Origin of the sequence: Burkholderia sp. JPY481 (assembly GCF_038900515.1) — a bacterium.
GTDB classification, from domain to species: domain Bacteria; phylum Pseudomonadota; class Gammaproteobacteria; order Burkholderiales; family Burkholderiaceae; genus Paraburkholderia; species Paraburkholderia youngii.
In genome coordinates this window covers 93,732-109,461 of record NZ_JAYMRT010000003.1, presented here as the reverse complement: position 1 = coordinate 109,461, position 15,730 = coordinate 93,732, and the positions used below count along the sequence as shown (strand labels likewise).

17 protein-coding genes are annotated in these 15,730 nt (G+C 64.9%); 8 read left to right on the top strand and 9 right to left on the bottom strand.

Translation table 11 applies throughout. The features are described from left to right. Positions 1 to 91 precede the first annotated feature (91 nt). Together VSR82_RS09845 and VSR82_RS09840 are read left to right on the top strand one after the other, a co-directional pair. Positions 92 to 778, top strand: coding sequence for a heavy metal response regulator transcription factor (locus tag VSR82_RS09845; protein ID WP_013091374.1), 687 nt, complete (start codon positions 92 to 94; stop codon positions 776 to 778). Then, on the top strand, positions 775 to 2,271 hold the full coding sequence (locus VSR82_RS09840; RefSeq protein WP_429457362.1) for a heavy metal sensor histidine kinase: 1,497 nt from the start codon (positions 775 to 777) through the stop codon (positions 2,269 to 2,271). The genes VSR82_RS09845 and VSR82_RS09840 overlap by 4 nt, the downstream gene beginning before the upstream one ends. Here the strand turns inward: VSR82_RS09840 and dinB are convergent. Further along, positions 2,238 to 3,404, bottom strand: a complete 1,167-nt coding sequence (gene dinB / locus VSR82_RS09835) for a DNA polymerase IV (RefSeq protein ID WP_429457364.1) — start codon at positions 3,402 to 3,404, stop codon at positions 2,238 to 2,240. The two genes, VSR82_RS09840 and dinB, sit on opposite strands and share 34 nt — an antisense overlap. Before the next feature lie 278 nt (positions 3,405 to 3,682). On the opposite strand from dinB, the gene VSR82_RS09830 reads away from it, so the two are divergent. Further along, positions 3,683 to 5,263, top strand: coding sequence for an EAL domain-containing protein (locus tag VSR82_RS09830; RefSeq protein ID WP_498857662.1), 1,581 nt, complete (start codon positions 3,683 to 3,685; stop codon positions 5,261 to 5,263). 32 nt (positions 5,264 to 5,295) lie between these two features. On the opposite strand, the gene VSR82_RS09825 is transcribed toward VSR82_RS09830, so the two are convergent. From VSR82_RS09825 to VSR82_RS09815, 3 genes are all read right to left on the bottom strand, one after another. Continuing rightward, entirely contained in the window at positions 5,296 to 5,877 is a 582-nt protein-coding gene (locus tag VSR82_RS09825) for a YceI family protein (protein WP_368585796.1), read from the bottom strand. 48 nt (positions 5,878 to 5,925) lie between these two features. Next, on the bottom strand, positions 5,926 to 6,501 hold the full coding sequence (locus tag VSR82_RS09820) for a YceI family protein (RefSeq protein ID WP_429457368.1): 576 nt from the start codon (positions 6,499 to 6,501) through the stop codon (positions 5,926 to 5,928). 116 nt (positions 6,502 to 6,617) lie between these two features. Next, positions 6,618 to 7,181, bottom strand: coding sequence for a cytochrome b (locus VSR82_RS09815; RefSeq protein ID WP_429457370.1), 564 nt, complete (start codon positions 7,179 to 7,181; stop codon positions 6,618 to 6,620). A gap of 262 nt (positions 7,182 to 7,443) precedes the next feature. Between VSR82_RS09815 and VSR82_RS09810 the strand changes: the two genes are divergently transcribed. After that, positions 7,444 to 8,694: an arsenic transporter gene (locus tag VSR82_RS09810; RefSeq protein ID WP_368585793.1), complete on the top strand. Its 1,251-nt coding sequence runs from the start codon at positions 7,444 to 7,446 to the stop codon at positions 8,692 to 8,694. On the opposite strand, the gene VSR82_RS09805 is transcribed toward VSR82_RS09810, so the two are convergent. Further along, positions 8,683 to 8,961 carry a hypothetical protein gene (locus tag VSR82_RS09805; protein ID WP_368585792.1) on the bottom strand — a complete coding sequence of 93 codons (279 nt, stop codon included), beginning with the start codon at positions 8,959 to 8,961 and terminating at the stop codon, positions 8,683 to 8,685. The two genes, VSR82_RS09810 and VSR82_RS09805, sit on opposite strands and share 12 nt — an antisense overlap. A 336-nt stretch (positions 8,962 to 9,297) precedes the next feature. Continuing rightward, entirely contained in the window at positions 9,298 to 9,633 is a 336-nt protein-coding gene (locus VSR82_RS09800; protein ID WP_429457372.1) for a hypothetical protein, read from the bottom strand. Positions 9,634 to 9,880: 247 nt separating this feature from the next. Between VSR82_RS09800 and VSR82_RS09795 the strand changes: the two genes are divergently transcribed. The 3 genes from VSR82_RS09795 to VSR82_RS09785 are packed head-to-tail and all read left to right on the top strand — an operon-like array spanning position 9,881 to position 12,278. Continuing rightward, positions 9,881 to 10,174, top strand: a complete 294-nt coding sequence (locus tag VSR82_RS09795) for an EF-hand domain-containing protein (protein ID WP_368585790.1) — start codon at positions 9,881 to 9,883, stop codon at positions 10,172 to 10,174. A 23-nt stretch (positions 10,175 to 10,197) separates the two neighbouring features. Further along, positions 10,198 to 10,911, top strand: a complete 714-nt coding sequence (locus VSR82_RS09790; protein ID WP_368585789.1) for a response regulator — start codon at positions 10,198 to 10,200, stop codon at positions 10,909 to 10,911. Beyond that, complete coding sequence (locus VSR82_RS09785; RefSeq protein WP_429457376.1) at positions 10,908 to 12,278, top strand: ATP-binding protein; 1,371 nt, start codon at positions 10,908 to 10,910, stop codon at positions 12,276 to 12,278. Before VSR82_RS09790 ends, VSR82_RS09785 begins: the two co-directional genes overlap by 4 nt. A 36-nt stretch (positions 12,279 to 12,314) precedes the next feature. Here the strand turns inward: VSR82_RS09785 and VSR82_RS09780 are convergent, their stop codons facing one another. From VSR82_RS09780 to VSR82_RS09770, 3 genes are all read right to left on the bottom strand, one after another. After that, on the bottom strand, positions 12,315 to 12,581 hold the full coding sequence (locus VSR82_RS09780; RefSeq protein WP_368585787.1) for a hypothetical protein: 267 nt from the start codon (positions 12,579 to 12,581) through the stop codon (positions 12,315 to 12,317). A 151-nt stretch (positions 12,582 to 12,732) separates the two neighbouring features. Then, complete coding sequence (locus VSR82_RS09775) at positions 12,733 to 13,059, bottom strand: transposase (RefSeq protein WP_429457378.1); 327 nt, start codon at positions 13,057 to 13,059, stop codon at positions 12,733 to 12,735. A 139-nt stretch (positions 13,060 to 13,198) separates the two neighbouring features. Next, entirely contained in the window at positions 13,199 to 15,031 is a 1,833-nt protein-coding gene (locus VSR82_RS09770; RefSeq protein WP_429457380.1) for a sigma 54-interacting transcriptional regulator, read from the bottom strand. A gap of 391 nt (positions 15,032 to 15,422) precedes the next feature. Here VSR82_RS09770 and VSR82_RS09765 point away from each other — a divergent pair, with 391 nt between their 5' ends. Continuing rightward, entirely contained in the window at positions 15,423 to 15,698 is a 276-nt protein-coding gene (locus VSR82_RS09765; protein WP_368585784.1) for a phenol hydroxylase subunit, read from the top strand. The last annotated feature ends 32 nt before the right edge of the window (positions 15,699 to 15,730 follow it).

The following is a 15,730-nucleotide window of genomic DNA, read 5'->3' as shown; positions in this document are numbered from 1 at the left end:
GTGCTTCCATGCCGACGCAGTGGGGTCGGCGCGAAGAATCGAGGGCGTTCGTATAATGCAAGGTTGACAGCCATTAGTGGCGAGGACGCGAATGAAATTGCTGATTGTTGAAGACGAGCACAAGGTAGTGGACTACCTGCGCTCCGGTTTGACAGAGCAGGGCTGGGTCGTCGACGTCGCGCTCGACGGCGAGGAGGGCACGCATCTGGCCACCGAATTCGATTACGACGTGATCGTCCTAGACGTGATGCTACCCAAGCGCGACGGCTTCAGCGTGCTGAAGGCGCTGCGCATGCGCAAGTCGACGCCGGTCATCATGCTGACCGCGCGCGACCACGTGAACGATCGCGTGCGCGGCCTGCGCGAAGGCGCCGACGACTACCTGACCAAACCGTTCTCGTTCCTCGAACTCGTCGAGCGCCTGCATGCGCTTGCGCGCCGCACGCGTTCGCAGGAGTCCACGCTGATTTCGGTCGGCGATCTGTTCGTCGATCTGATCGGACGCCGCGCGACCCGCGACGGCGTGCGCCTCGACCTGACCGCGAAAGAGTTTCAACTGCTCAGCGTGCTCGCGCGCCGCCAGGGCGACATTCTGTCGAAGACCGCGATCACCGAGCTCGTATGGGACGTCAATTTCGACAGCCACACGAACGTCGTCGAAACCGCGATCAAGCGGCTGCGCGCGAAACTCGACGGCCCGTTCCCGTCGAAGCTGCTGCACACGGTGCGTGGCATGGGCTACGTGCTCGAAGTGCGCGAAGAGGCCGAGTCATCATGAACCGCTCGATTGCCCGCCGCCTTGCGTCGATGTTCGCGCTGGTGGCGCTGTTCGTTTTTACGCTCGTCGGCAGCGGGCTCTTTCTGGTGCTGCGCTCGCAGCTCGAACATCATCTGCGCGAGTCGCTCGACGATCGCACGCAGATCGCGCGCATCATCGTCTCTCACGCGGTGACGCCGGAAAAATGGCGGATGGCCCGCGAAAAACTCGCCGACATGACGCCGCACGACAGCAGCACCATGTACTCGGTGACGAGCGCGGAGCCGAACTTCCACTTCGGCACCCCGGTGCAGGGGGCCGTCAGGAAGAGCTGGCCCGGCGGCTACGCGCGCATCGCGCCAGAGGGCGGCGGCCCCGACATGTTGACCTCGACGGTGATCCTGCCCGCCAATGGCGCGCGGCCTGCGGTGCAGTTGCAGGTCGCGGCGAGCTATTCGCCGAACCTGCGCACGATGCGCGTGTTCGGCTCGGCACTCGCGGCGCTGTCGGCGCTCGGCAGTCTCGCGGTGCTGCTGCTCAGCTACTCGGTTACGCGCATCGGCCTCGCGCCGCTCACGCGTCTGACGCGCGACGCATCCGCGGTCAGCCCGAACAACCGCTCGCAGCGGCTCAATACCGCGTCCTTGCCGCTCGAACTGAACGATCTCGCCAACTCGTTCAACGGCGCGCTCGAACGGCTCGACGGCGCCTACGGCCGCCTCGAATCGTTCAACGCGGACGTCGCGCACGAACTGCGCACGCCGGTGACGATCCTGATCGGCCAGACGGAGGTCGCGCTGACGCGCAACCGCTCGGTCGACGATCTGCGTCACACGCTGCAATCGAACCTGGAAGAATTCGAGCGGATGCGCGCGATCATCAACGACATGCTGTTCCTCGCGCGCGCCGACCAGGGCGAACGCGCGACCGGCCTGATCGAGGTGTCGCTCGCGGCGGAAGTCGCGCATACGCTGGAGTTTCTGGAGATTCCGCTCGAAGAGGCGCGCGTGCATGCGAAGTTGCAGGGCGATGCGTACGCGCGCGTGAACCGCTCGCTATTCGGCCGCGCGTGCGCGAACCTGCTGATGAACGCGATCCAGCACTGCGAGCCGGGCGCGACGATCAGCGTGACGATCGCGCGCGGCGAAGGTGCGATGCGCGACCAGGTGCGCGTCGTCGTGGCGAATCCGGGGCAGCCGATCGCGCCGGACGTCCTCGAACATCTGTTCGACCGTTTCTATCGCGCGGAAGTCTCGCGCACCAATAGCCGTGAAAACCACGGCCTCGGACTCGCGATCGTTAAGGCGATCGCCGAGATGCATCGTGGCACCGTATCCGCGCACAGCGCGAACGGCATCAACACGTTTTCGTTTTCGGTGGCGGCGTCGGTGATGTCCACTTCCGGCGATATACCGGCCGCGCGTGCGAACGCGAGCGCGAATGCCAATACCAATGCGGCCGGCGTCGCCGCCGATACCGCCTACTCGTCGCTCGCGAAAGGCAAGTCGGCCTGAACCGGCTGGCGCGGCTTCAGCGCCTGTTCGCTGGCCGAGCTCAGCGTGCTGATGCGCACGCCCAATAGCCGCAGCTTGCGGTTCAACTGCACGCGTCGCAAACATTCGGTCGCGGCGCGGCGGATTTCGGTTGCGTCGGCGGTCGGTTCGTCGAGCGTCAGGTCGCGCGTGACGGTGCGGAAATCGTCGTAACGCAGCTTGATGCCGATCGTGCGGCCCACGTAGCCCTTACGCACCAGATCGTCGGCGACCCGCACGCAAAGCCCCGTAAACGCGCTGGATAACGCCGGCCGATCGTGACGCGGATGCAGATCGCGCTCGAACGTGGTCTCGCGGCTGATCGACTTCGGCTCCGATTCGACCACCACCGGCCGCTCGTCGTGACCCTGCGCGACTTCCATCAGCCACGCGGAATAGCTGCGCCCGAAATTGTCCTGCAACAGCCCGGCGTCGGCGGCGGCCAGATCGCCGACCGTCGCGAGGCCGAGCGCGGTCAGCTTCTCCGCCGCCTTCGGGCCGATGCCGTTGACCTTGCGCACCGGCAGCGGCCACACGCGCAGCGGAATGTCGGCCGGCGTGAGGATCGTCAGGCCGTCGGGCTTGTCGAGTTCGGAGCCGATCTTCGCGAGCAGCTTGTTCGGCGCGACGCAGATCGAACAAGTGAGACCAGTGGCCTGATGAACGGCCTCCTTGATGCGCCGCCCGATGTCGGCCGCTTCGCCCGGCAGCTCGGTCAGGTCGATATAGATCTCGTCGATGCCGCGATCCTCGATACGGTCCGTGAACGTTCGGACGGCCGCCTTGAAGAGGCGCGAGTAGTGGCGATACGAATCGAAGTCGGTCGGCAGCAGGATCGCGTCGGGCGCGAGCGCGGCGGCCTTCATCATGCCCATCGCCGAAAACACGCCGAGCGCGCGCGCCTCGTACGTCGAGGTGGTGACGACGCCGCGGCCCGCGTAATCGCGCAGCTTCGCGAAGCGCTTGCTGCCGTCTTCGAGCAGTTGCGGCGCGCTGTTGCGGCCGCCGCCGATCACCACCGCGCGGCCGCGCAGTTCCGGATAGCGCAGCAGTTCGACGGACGCGTAAAACGCGTCCATATCGAGGTGCGCGATGCGGCGGGATGGCGAATTCATGGGAATCGAAGCGGGCGATGGTAATGAACGAAAGCGGTGACGGCGCGCGTCGCGACGCCGCCAGGCCGTAATGGTACCTTGCCGGGCGCGCCACTGGTCGGGCTCGCCGCGGCTGGCCGCATGCGTGGCATTCAACCGCAATGTTGAAAAAGCGGCTCCAGTAACTATTCTTCACACTGAAATCCGCAGGTTGCGTGGCGGGTCCAGGCGGGGCCGCAACCGCTGCAGCCGATTTCGCCGCGACCGTTCACCACCGGGCTCGACAGATGATCAAGCGCATGTCGCTGATTTCGGCGTATATCGCACTCGGCTGCGCCGCAACGGTGCTGCCGGTCCTGATCAGCATCTATATCGCGAACGAAGACGTCGCCCGCCGCGAGCAGAGAGACTTGAACCTTTACGCGGAAAAGGCCGTGATGCGCACGGAACTGGTCACGTATCAGGGCTTTGCCGCGATCGCGGACCTGCAGGCCGAGCACGCCGAGCCGTGTTCGCCGGAATATCTAAGACGGGCTGCCCACGTGATCTTCAACTACCGCTACGTGCGGGACGCGGGCGCGTACGGCGACGGGCGCTATCTTTGCTCGCCGCTATTGGGCGACGTTCGCGCGCAGGATGTCGAACTGCCGCCGCCGCGCTGGCGCAGCAACGACGGCTACCTGATCTGGTTTCAGCAAAAGAATCCGCTCAGCGACTTGCGCGAGGATATCCAGATCGGGCGCAACGGCGAGTACGTGTCGATCGATCCGCAGTCATATGTCGATGTGATGGACCCAGCGGGACGGCCAATCGCTACGATCAACACGGAGATAAATTCGATCGTTGCACTGTCGACCGGCGCTGACGCCGACGAGATGCTGCATGCATGGAAGCAGGCGGGGCGCGTCGATAGCGATGAATGGAACTACGCGGTGGCACGCTCGGAGACTCGCGCTCTCGGTGTCGTCGTCAAAGGCCGGCGCACCAGCCTGCTCAGGGACTGGCCCGGCCTGCTGGCGACGTGGCTATCGATCGGCGTCGCGATGGGCGCCGCGTTCGGCTGGTTCGCATTCAAACGGATCTCGCGGCAGGTGTCGTTAGAGGCCTCGCTCGAATGGGCGATCTCGCAGAAAACCATCGACGTCGTCTATCAGCCGATCATGAATCTCGCGACCAGTGAATGCGTCGGCGTCGAAGCGCTGGCCAGATGGAATCTGAACGGACGCGATATCTCGCCGAATATCTTCGTTGCATTGGCCGAACAGCACGGCCTGATCCAGTCGCTGACCGACCTCGTGTTCGATGAAGCGCTCCAGGATCTGACAGAGCTATTGCGTTCGCGGCCGTCGTTCTACGTGTCGATCAACGTCAGCGGCGAGGATCTGCGCACGCCGCGCTTTCTGAACCTGATCAACGCGAGGCTCGCCGGAACCGGCCTGCGTCCCGCGCAAATCAGGATCGAAGCGACCGAGCGCAGTTTTCTGAACGCCGATGTGACCCGGCAGACGATCGCGGCCTTCCGAAGCGCCGGCCACCCGGTCTATATCGACGATTTCGGCACCGGCTATTCGAGCCTCGCCTATTTGCAAACCTTCATGATCGACGTGCTGAAGATCGACAAATCGTTCGTCGACACGATCGCCCAGGACGCGGCGTCGAGCATCGTCGCGCCGCATATCATCGAGATGGCGCACGAATTGGGGGTGGAAATCGTCGCGGAGGGGATCGAGCGCAGCGAGCAGGTCGAGTATCTGGTGCGCCGGGGCGTTCAGTACGGGCAGGGGTGGCTGTTCGCGAAGGCGATGCGGCGCGAGGAACTGCTCGCGTGGCTCGAGGCGCGCCGCGCGTCGCACGCGCCGGCGCAGCCCGCGATCCAGTAGTTCGGCGCCCGGCCGGGCCGGGCGCGATGCGCTTACTGCTTGATGCCTTCGGCCTGGATATGCAGCGTGGTCTTCATGTTGAAGCCGTACGCCTTGCCGAAGTCGATGCCGAAATCGTCGCGATTGAACGTCGCGACCGATTCGGTGCCGCACACTTCGCGCTTGAGCATCGGGTGCTGGATGCACTTGAACGATTCGATCTTCAGGTTGACCGGCTTGGTGACGCCGTGCAGCGTCAGCGTGCCGATCACTTCGACCGGCTTGTCGCCGTCGAAGCGGATCTGCGTGCCCTTGTAGGTCGCGGTCGGGAACTTCGCGGTGTCGAAGAACTTGTCACCGACCAGCTCCTCGTTGAGCTTGTCGTTGCCGATGCCGACCGAGCTCAGATCGATCGTCGCCTCGACCGTGCCGGTCTTCGCCGCGCGATCGAGCACGACGGTGCCGTTGGCTTTCTGGAACTTGCCGCGCCAGATCGACAGGCCGCCGAAATGGTCGGTCTCGAAGCTCGGCGACGTGTGCGTCGGATCGAGCAGATAGGTCTCGGCGGCAGCCATCGCGTTGAACGAGCATGCGGCGGCGAGCGCGCCGGCGGCGAGCAGGAGGGATTTCTTCAAGTTGGACTCCAGGGGTCTAAAGGTAATGCGGTGCTGCTGTGTTGAACGTTATTTCTTTGCCGCGACCAGGTGAAATTTGATGACGACTTCGTCGGCGACCACCGACGTGTCCTTCCATTCGCCGGTGCCGACGTCGAACTGCGTGCGCTTGATCGGCAGCGAGCCGTCGAAGGTTTGCGTGGTGCCCTGGCTCGCGATCACGACCGGCACGACGACCGTTTGCGATTTGCCCTTGATGGTCAGCTTGCCGGTCACCTTGTACTGGTTGCCGCCGGCCGGCGCGATCGAGCTCGACACGAAGGTCGCGCTCGGGAACGCGCCGCTGTCGAACCATTCCTTGCCTTGCGCCTGCTTGTTGTAGTCGTCGGCGCCGAGGTCGTAGCTTCCGGTGTCGATCGACACGTTGGCGCTGCCCGCGGCGGGCTTCGCCGGATCGAAGTTCAGTTGCGCGGAGAACTTCCTGAACTTGCCGTCGACCGGCACGTTCATCTGTTTGGTCGTCGCGATGACGCTGCTTTTCGCGAGGTCGACGTCGGCGTGCGCGAGGTTCGCGCCGATGAGCGCAAGCGCCGCGAAAGAAGCGAGCGCCGCGCGATGAGCGGAGAGATAAAAGGGTGTCTTCATGATGGTACGCATCCTATCCGAGCTTCGCGGCCTGATTGCACACCGCGAGGAATTTGATTGCCAACCAGTCGTAACCAATCGACAGGCGTTATGCCTTTCTTCAAGCTGTCATGTCGTTATGCATGGGTCTTCAGAAACGGCACCATGCGTGCGAGCAAGCCGTCGCGATCGACGAACTGATGCTTGAGCGCCGCGAGCACATGCATCAGCACGAGCGCGAGCAGCGTGTAATTGAGCAGCACGTGCACGGTGCGCAGCGTGGCCTTCAGCGCCTGATCGGGACCGATGATGGTCGGCAGCGGCACGATGCCCAGATACACGACCTGAATGCCGGCCGCCGAGCTGTAGAAGTAGCCGGACAGCGGAATCGCGAGCATCAGCAGATACAGCAGGCCGTGCACCAGATGCGCGGCGGCCCTCTGCCATGCGGGCGTCGCGGCATCGAGCGCGGGCGCGCGGTGCGTCGCGCGCCACAGCACGCGCAGCAGCGCGAGCGCGAACACGGTCACGCCGATCCATTTGTGCCACGAGAAGTATTTGAGCTTCGTCGGCGTGAAGCCTGGGATATCCGTCATGATCCAGCCGATGTAGAAGCCGCCGATCATCAGCGCGGCGATCAGCCAGTGCAGCGCGATTGCGGCGCCGTGGTAGCGCGTGGGAGCGTGAGCGTGTGTTCGCATCGTGGTTTGTCTGTTGCTGGCGAGTAGCCGTGTGGGAATGCGGATGGTAGGGAGGTCAATAGAAACTGAATAGGGGGTGCGCGGGAACAGATTGTTTCCTCGTTGATGTTAATTGTGTTGAAAGACATGCGCGTGGCAACGCACGCCGGCTGCTATGGCCCGGTTGCTGCGACAACCGCTGTGGTAACTTGTTGCGCCGAAATAACAAGGTTGCGCGTGCTTTGCGCGGCCATCGACCCAACCCATTGTCAGGGCTCAAGCTGTGAATCCTGTTTTTCTTTCCTGGGGCATTGCCGTGCTCGCCACCGCCGGGGTGATCACCCGGCCGTTCAAATGGCCCGAAGCCGTGTGGGCCGTCGCGGGCGCGGTGCTGCTCGTCGTGCTCGGCCTGTTGCCCTTGCATCTCGCGATCGAAGCGATCGGCAAGGGCACCGACGTCTATCTGTTCCTGATCGGCATGATGCTGCTCTCCGAAGTCGGCCGCCGCGAAGGGCTGTTCGACTGGGTCGCGGTGCTCGCGGTCAATCATGCGCGCAGTTCGCCGCGCAAGCTGTTCGTGCTCGTGTATCTGTTCGGCGTGGTGATCACCGCGTTTCTTTCCAACGACGCCACCGCCGTCGTGCTGACACCCGCCGTGTTCGCGGCGGCGAAGAAAGCGAAGACGCCGCCGCTGCCGCTGCTGTTCGTCTGCGCGTTCGTCGCCAATGCGGCGAGCTTCGTGCTGCCGATTTCGAATCCGGCCAACATCGTGCTGTACGGCAATCACACGCCGCCGCTGGGACCGTGGATGCTGCGCTTCGCGCTGCCGTCGGTGCTGTCGATCGGCGCGACCTTCGTGATGCTGCGCTGGACGCAACGCGACGCGCTCGCTGGCGTCTGCGAGGCGAATCTCGACGCGGTCGAGCTGTCGGCAAGCGGCAAGGTCGCCCTCGCGGGCATCGCGGTGACGGCCGGCGCGCTGCTGACGGTCTCCGCGTACGACATCCAGCTCGGCATGCCCACCGCGATCCTCGGCACGCTGACCGCGCTCGTCGTGCTGATCAAGGAGCGCAAATCACCGCTGCCGATGATCCGCGAAATTTCGTGGAACGTGTTGCCGCTCGTCGCCGGGCTGTTCGTGCTGGTCGAGATGCTCGATCACACCGGCGTGATCAGCACGTTCGCGGGTGCGCTGCGGCGCGCGACCGAACACAACGAAATGGAAGCGGCCGCGTGGGCTGGCACGAGCATCGCGGCGCTCAGCAATCTGATCAACAACCTGCCGTCCGGACTGATCGCGAGTTCGACCGTGATGCAGGCGCAGAGCCCGGAACGGGTGATCGACGCGTTCCTGATCGGCGTCGACCTCGGCCCGAACCTGTCGATCAGCGGCTCGCTCGCGACCATTCTGTGGCTCAACGCGATTCGCCGCGAAGGCGAAGACGTCGGCTTCATGAAGTTCCTGAAGGTCGGCGTGCTGGTGATGGTGCCCGCGCTCGTGCTGGCGCTTGGGGCACGGATTCTAACGGGCTGACGGGACGCCGGACCGGCCCTCGATCCGCGGGCTCGCGCGGGAGCCGACGCGTGTCGCGCCGGCGAGCTGGTCCAGTTGCGCGCCGACCGAGCGCAGCCTCGCTTCGAGGTGAGCGACGCGCTGACGTTGCGCGGGCACCATCGACGACCGGTTCAACGCATGCAGCCGGCGATGCCAGTACGACAGCGGAAAGCGGTCGCGCGCTGAAAGCGCATTGAAAACGACTTCGAGGTGGGCAATTTCCCTGTCGATATCTTGGTAACTCATCGCAAAGGTCCAGGAAAAGATTGGGGATAGAGGCGCGCGAACCTAAAAAGGGAGCAAGCTCCGTTCCATCCCGCCTTAATCTAGTCAAAATCAGCCGTGACGGCGCGAAGCGCCAGATCGGGCGCGCGCCTCGCGCGCTGCGCGATGGTAAGAAGCGGCAAACTCCATGCAAGCTTTACGCGCGACGCCCCACGCGCCGCGGCGGCGCTCTACCTTTCAACCAGACAACGGGAATTCACCAGGCGTGCGCGCCAGGCGCGTGTCCTATGCTGAGTCAACGGCGTGGCCCGGCCGTGGGCGATCGGAACCGCCCGCGCGAGGACCCTGAACGCATTTTCAATGCGGCACGATCACCAGCGGTTGCGCATAGCTGACCGTCGGTGCGGGCACCACCGCATAGTTGGGCGCGGGCGGCACGACCGCAGCGGCGGCTGAGGCGTTCGCCGGTTGTACGGGCGGCGCCGCGACGATGGTCGCGGCCGCCACCGGAACGGCGACAGGCGGCGCCGACACGTACACGGGATTGATCGGCACCGGGTAGTAGACCGGCCGCGGCGGCGGCGCGTAGACCACGGCGGCCGGCAGATACACGACGACTCTCGCGTAGGCAGCGGAAGAACAGGCGAGACCGATGGCGGTGAAAGTCGAGGCACAGGCGAGGCGGATACTCATTTGGGACTCCTGATGCGGGAAAGCCGACGGACGGCAGACGGAACGATACGCAGCAGGCCCGCGAAACGAAACCGCAAACTCATTTCATTCGATGTCACGCTGCACCGGCACCCGGCGCCGTGACATGATTCGACACGATTCTTGAATTGCGATCGCGCGGCGTCTGACCAAGAATTCGGCCTGTCATCGAAACGGATCGCGGCACCCAGCCAGGCGACGGTCGATGTTCCAACCGAAGGAGTCAGTCATGAAGAAGTTGCTCGCCACCGTGCTGCTGTGCTGCGCGTCCACCGTCACGTTCGCTCAGGCCGCCGCGCCGCAAGGTATCAGCCAGCAGCGCATGGAGCGCATGGAGCAGCAGTTGCAGATGCGCTTTTCAACCGCGAACACCACGCACGACGGCAAGCTGACCCGCGACCAGGCGGCGGCCGGCATGCCGATGCTCGCGCGTCATTTCGATGAGATCGACACGCAGAAGGCCGGCTACATCACGCTGCCGCAGATCGAGGCGTTCATGCAGGAACGCGGCGCCGCACACTGAGCGGCTCGGACAGGAGCATTCGAATGGAACGCCCCGCCAGGATCATCGTGCTCGACGACGAAGCCGAGCTGCGCAACATGCTGCTGCGCTTCCTGCGCGGTCACGGTTTCGACGTGCGCGCGGCCGAAGACGGCAAGCGTCTGAACCGCTACCTGGAGCGCGAGCCGTTCGATCTGCTGATCCTCGATCTGATGATCGGCGAAGAGGACGGCCTGGAGATCTGCGCGAAGCTGCGCGCGCAAGGGCAGACCTTGCCGATCCTGATGCTGACCGCGAAGGGCGATCCGCTCGATCGCGTGACCGGCCTCGAAACCGGCGCCGACGACTACCTCGCGAAACCGTTCCTGCCGCGCGAGCTGGTGGCGCGAATCAACGCGCTGCTGCGCCGCCAGAAGATGGCCGCCGGCGACGTCACGGTGACCTCGCAGCGCGTGCGTTTCGGCGACTTCACGCTCGACGTCGGCAAGCAGGAGCTATCGCGCGCGGGTGAGCCGCTCGAGATTCATTCCGCGCAGATGCTGCTGCTGGTCGCGCTCGCGTCGTCGCCGAATCGCGCGGTGAGCCGCGACAATCTGCTCGCGCGAGCGCGAGGGCGCGACCATGACGCGCTCGATCGCAGCATCGACGTGCAGGTGCTGCGGCTGAGGCAGATCGTCGAGGACGACCCGTCGAAGCCGCGTTTCATTCGTACCGTCTGGGGCGTCGGCTATATGCTCGTCGCCGATGTGGAATCATGATGCGCTCACTGTCACGCAGGCTGCTGCCGCGCACGCTGCTCGCGCGCAACATCGCGCTGTTGATCGCGCTCGTGATGCTGAGCCAGATCTGCTCGATCGTCGTGCTGCTGCATTACGTGCAGCGGCCGCGCGTCGAGCGCGCGGCGGCCGTGTTCGCGACCTACGTGACGACGCTCGACAACCTGCTCGCGGCCACTCCGCCCGCCTCGCGCGCGGCGCTGACCGCGCGTCTCGACGCGCGCGAGCAGTTGCCGCCCGAAGCGACCGACACGCCGCCGCACGATCTGTTGCACGCGTATCGCACCTATCAGCGCGGCGTGTTCATCGACAGCCTGCAGAAGCACCTGCCCGCGGATATGCCCGCACGCTGGCAGACCGAGGGCGCTCAGCGGCTGTGGATTCGCATGCATGGATCGCTTGCCGGCGCCGGCAACGCGGCGGGTTTGGCGAGCGCGCCGTACTGGATTGCGCTGCCGGTTCCCGAGGACGCGCAGGGCAGCGGCCTCGAAGCGGCGATCTTTCTGTCGTTGGGTCTCGGCGTGCTCGCCGCGCTCGCCGGCTATGCGATCCAGCTGCATCTGAACGAACCCTTGCACGAGCTCACGCAAGCAGCGCGGCGCGTAAGCGCCGGCGATCTGCCCGCGCCGCTGCCGACCGACGGCCCCGCAGAAATCGCCGCCGTGGGCAGCGCTTTCAATCAGATGACGCGCGCGTTACAGGACGCCGAAGCGACGCGTGCGTTGATGCTCGCGGGCATCTCGCACGACATCCGTACGCCGTTGACGAAGCTGCGCCTGTCGATGGCGATGGCGATGCCGCAGGGGGCCGACAGCAGCTTCGTGATCGCCGCCGAATCGTATCTGGATCAGATCGAGACGATCCTGCAGCAGTTCATGGACTACGCGGGCAGCGGCGAGCGCGAGGAAGCGCAGCCCGGCGATCTGAATGCGCTGATCGAACGGCTCGCGGGCGACTTCGCTGGGCTCGGGCACGAGTTCGAACTGTCGCTGGGCAGTTTGCCGGCGGTTCCCTATCGGCCGGTCAGCATGATGCGGCTGCTGATGAACCTGATGCAGAACGCGATCGTCTACGGCGGCAGCGGGCTTGCAGTACGCACGTGGGCGAAGCAGGACACGGTGACCGTCGCGGTCGCCGATCGCGGCAAGGGTTTGACGGCAGAGGAACTGGAAAAGCTGAAGGCGCCGTTCCAGCGCGGCCGCAATGCGCGTGCGCACAGCGGCGGCACGGGGCTGGGGCTGTCGATCGTCGAGCGGATCGCACGGCTGCATGGCGGCGGCCTGCAGTTTCATCCGCGCGAAGGGGGCGGCCTCGAAGTGTGGGTCGTATTGCCGGTCAAGGCGGCATAACCGCGCAACGGAGGGAGGGTGCGGTGTTGTTGCCGCTCACTCGCGATCGAGCCACGCGTCGAGCCCAACGCGAAACGCGACGCCCGCGATCACCGGCACGGTCAGCATCAGGATGATGCCGAAGTTCGGGATCTCGTCGCCGTACATGATCGGGTTGTACAGCACGACGCCCGACACGATCGCGAACATCGCCACGCCAATGGCGACCATCAGGAGATTGCGCACGGACAGGGACAGCGTCTTGCGCTTCGGCTTGTTGTTCGTGTCGTGAGCGCCGGGTGCTTCGTCGTGTTGGGCAGGCATGATGGTTCTCGTGGCAAAAGATGCGGCATCGGAAGCGGCCGCGGTGGATACCGCGCCCGGCATCATACCCGCGCGCACGGCTGATGCAGTTGGCCGCGCCGTCGCGGGTACCCATCCTTACCCACAATATATGCCATTCCAGGCCACGATTTCAGGCGTCGGCTTGCGGCCCCGCCGAAGGCGCCGCGTCCGCGCACGATGCCGATGCGAGCGCGCAAGCGCTCAGGCCCAGCTCGTCGAGAATCGCGCTCATCAAGCCGGTGCGGCGCCATTGCAGCCACCTGATGTAGCACGTCTGCGACGGCGGAAACGTGCCGGGCAGCCGATGCCATTTCTCGTTGCGCGTGACGATCCACAGAATCGCGTCCAGAATCTCGCGCGGAGGACGCGCGGGCCGGCCCAAACGTTTCTTCGGGTCCTGCTGGAACAGATGACTGATGCGCGCCCACGCGTCATCGGAAAGAGGAAGATCTAACATGCCGCCAACGCCTAACTGACCGGTTCCCGGCGATCTTACGGTTTGGGCGGTTCCTTCTAATTCCGGATTTACGCGTGGTTTGGCCCGCTGAACCGCCAATTGCTTCGCCTCCGATGATGCTAGCGTTGCATTCGGCGGCCTACACCCGCAGCCCGCGACTCTTCAGCCGATAAACCAGCTGCGGCCGCGTAATCCCCAGCGTGCGCGCGGCCGCCGACAAATTGCCCTGCGCGCGCTGCACCGCGCTTTTCAGCAGTGCGGTTTCGATATCGTCGAGCGAGGTCGGATCGATGTCGCCGCTCGCGCCCATCAGCAGATCGTTCACTTTTCTGACAACGCGTTCCGCTTCGCCGCTGCCGCCCGCCTGCTGATCGAGCAGCGAGCCCGACGGCATCAGCGAGCCGTTGGTGCCGAGGCCGAACATCTGCGCGTCGATGGTTTCGCCGCTCGTGAACAGGTGGCCGATGTCGATCGCCCCGCCGTCCGGCGCGAGAATCACGCCGCGCTCGACCAGGTTCTCCATCTCGCGGATATTGCCGGGCCAGCCGTAGCTCAATAGCGCATCGAGCGCGCGGCCGGTGAAGCCGGTCACGTCGCGCCCGTGACGTTCGCGGTATTTGTGCAGCATGTGATTGAGCAGCACCGGCAAGTCCTCGCGCCGCTCGCGCAGCGACGGCACGCGAATCGGAAACACGTTGAGCCTGAAATACAGATCTTCCCTGAAGCGTCCGGCGCGAATCTCGTCCTTCAGGTCGAGGTTCGTCGCCGCGATCACACGCACGTTGACGCGGCGCGTCTGCGTATCGCCGACCCGTTCGATCTCGCCTTCCTGCAACGCGCGCAGCAGCTTGCCCTGCGCGGTCAGGCTCAGAATGCCGATCTCGTCGAGAAACAGCGTGCCGCCGTCGGCACGTTCGAAGCGGCCCGGCCGGCTGTGTGTCGCATCGGTAAAGCCGCCGCGCTCGACGCCGAACAGCTCCGACTCGACCAGCGCCTCCGGGATCGCCGCGCAATTGACCGCGACGAACGGACCGTCGCTGCATGCGCTGATCCGATGCAGCGTACGCGCGCATACTTCCTTGCCGACGCCGCTCTCGCCGAGAAACAGCACGGTCGCGCGCGTGTTCGCGACGCGCCGGATCATATGGCAGACGGCATTGAAACCGGGCGACGCACCGACCATGTTGTCGTCGCCGAATGCGGTCGGCGTGGGCGGCGGGGTGCCGCCGAGCAGGGCGACGGCTGGGGCGTGCCTGGCCTCACGTTTGACCGCCGCGGCCGACAGCCCCTGCGTGAAGGACTGCGCCTGCATGAAGCGCAGATCGTCGGCGGCTTCGTCGCCCCATTCCTCGACCGGCTTGCCGACGATCCGGCATTGCGATTGCCCGAGCGCGCGGCACTCGACCTCGCGATAGATGACCGGGCGTCCAATGAACACGCTCGTATAGCCCGACGCATAACCGATCTGCGTCCAGCACACGGGCTCCGCACCGATTCCGTAGATACGGATGTGCTCCTCGTCTTCCGCGCAGTTCTTCCAGATGAACTCGCCGTAGTACTGGCCTTTCTCGACGTCGATTTCGAGCCGCACCGGCTCGACCACGGTCATGCCTTCGAGCATGTGCAATTGCGGGCCGACCGCGAACATTTCGGTAATCGAACTATCCGGACGCGCCTTGCGCGCGAGTTCGGCGTCGCGTGCACCCGAGTTGTAGCCCATGCGCGTGAGCAGGCCGCGCGCCGCGTCGATACCGAGACTGTCGATCAGCTCGCGACGCATCACGCCGACCGAGCCCGTGTGCACGAGCAGCATGCGCTGATCGCCGAGCCAGATGCGCCCGTCGCCGGGCGCGAAGTGCAGCCGGGACATCAGGTCCGCGATGTCTGGATAGCGCAGGCTGTCCACACAGTCGCCCTTGGGCGAGACCATCGACATGCGCGGGCTCGCCGCGGGCTTGCTTCGGGTGGCCATCTCAATTCGTCTCCAACTGCTTGTCTATGTGGATTGCCGGCAAATGCCGGCCGTCAGTATGCAATGCCACGCGCGGTGCTGTATCGCGAATCGCGCGACGAGCGCCTCCGGGTGTTCCCTGATAACGAATTGATCGGTTGCGCAACGCGTGCAAGCGGCCGTTTCGATCATTTGATCGAGCCCGCGCCCGCGCGCGTTTCGCCGCGCCTGCGCCGCGCGAATCGCCGCTCTATGTTTGGGCATTGATTCACAAGGGATTGTGCGCCTTTCGCCGCACGGAGCGCGGTCTTTCCGGGTTCGTTGGCATAGCAGTTGCGTTAATAGGCGCGCTGCCGCCGATTTGAACCAAAACGTGCAGTGACGGATAACGCAAAACCATCTGGAGACACTGATGCCCTCGCATACACCCCACGCCGAACCGGTCTCGCGACCCTTCGACGTCACGCGGCGCTATGTCCGCGTGCGCGAGCAGCGCGACGACGGTTTCGTCGAGTTCGATTTTTCGATTGGCGATCCTGGCCTGAGCGTCGAGCTCGTGATGAGCGCTCACGACTTCGCGTCTTTTTGCGCGAATCATCGCGTGTGCCAATTGAGCGACGACGAAGCCGCGGCGCTCGATCTCGAACAACTGAAGTGGCGCTACGGCGAGCCGGGTGTCAGCGAATGAAGCGCGCATGACCGTCGAAGGCCCCGCATAAC

Bases quoted from the DNA above. Each gene is read 5' to 3' on its own strand.
- VSR82_RS09845 (WP_013091374.1), top strand. From the start codon at position 92: ATGAAATTGCTGATTGTTGAAGACGAGCACAAGGTAGTGGACTACCTG.
- VSR82_RS09840 (WP_429457362.1), top strand. From the start codon at position 775: ATGAACCGCTCGATTGCCCGCCGCCTTGCGTCGATGTTCGCGCTGGTG.
- dinB (WP_429457364.1), bottom strand. From the start codon at position 3,404: ATGAATTCGCCATCCCGCCGCATCGCGCACCTCGATATGGACGCGTTT.
- VSR82_RS09830 (WP_498857662.1), top strand. From the start codon at position 3,683: ATGTCGCTGATTTCGGCGTATATCGCACTCGGCTGCGCCGCAACGGTG.
- VSR82_RS09820 (WP_429457368.1), bottom strand. From the start codon at position 6,501: ATGAAGACACCCTTTTATCTCTCCGCTCATCGCGCGGCGCTCGCTTCT.
- VSR82_RS09815 (WP_429457370.1), bottom strand. From the start codon at position 7,181: ATGCGAACACACGCTCACGCTCCCACGCGCTACCACGGCGCCGCAATC.
- VSR82_RS09805 (WP_368585792.1), bottom strand. From the start codon at position 8,961: ATGAGTTACCAAGATATCGACAGGGAAATTGCCCACCTCGAAGTCGTT.
- VSR82_RS09800 (WP_429457372.1), bottom strand. From the start codon at position 9,633: ATGAGTATCCGCCTCGCCTGTGCCTCGACTTTCACCGCCATCGGTCTC.
- VSR82_RS09795 (WP_368585790.1), top strand. From the start codon at position 9,881: ATGAAGAAGTTGCTCGCCACCGTGCTGCTGTGCTGCGCGTCCACCGTC.
- VSR82_RS09790 (WP_368585789.1), top strand. From the start codon at position 10,198: ATGGAACGCCCCGCCAGGATCATCGTGCTCGACGACGAAGCCGAGCTG.
- VSR82_RS09785 (WP_429457376.1), top strand. From the start codon at position 10,908: ATGATGCGCTCACTGTCACGCAGGCTGCTGCCGCGCACGCTGCTCGCG.
- VSR82_RS09780 (WP_368585787.1), bottom strand. From the start codon at position 12,581: ATGCCTGCCCAACACGACGAAGCACCCGGCGCTCACGACACGAACAAC.
- VSR82_RS09775 (WP_429457378.1), bottom strand. From the start codon at position 13,059: ATGTTAGATCTTCCTCTTTCCGATGACGCGTGGGCGCGCATCAGTCAT.
- VSR82_RS09770 (WP_429457380.1), bottom strand. From the start codon at position 15,031: ATGGCCACCCGAAGCAAGCCCGCGGCGAGCCCGCGCATGTCGATGGTC.
- VSR82_RS09765 (WP_368585784.1), top strand. From the start codon at position 15,423: ATGCCCTCGCATACACCCCACGCCGAACCGGTCTCGCGACCCTTCGAC.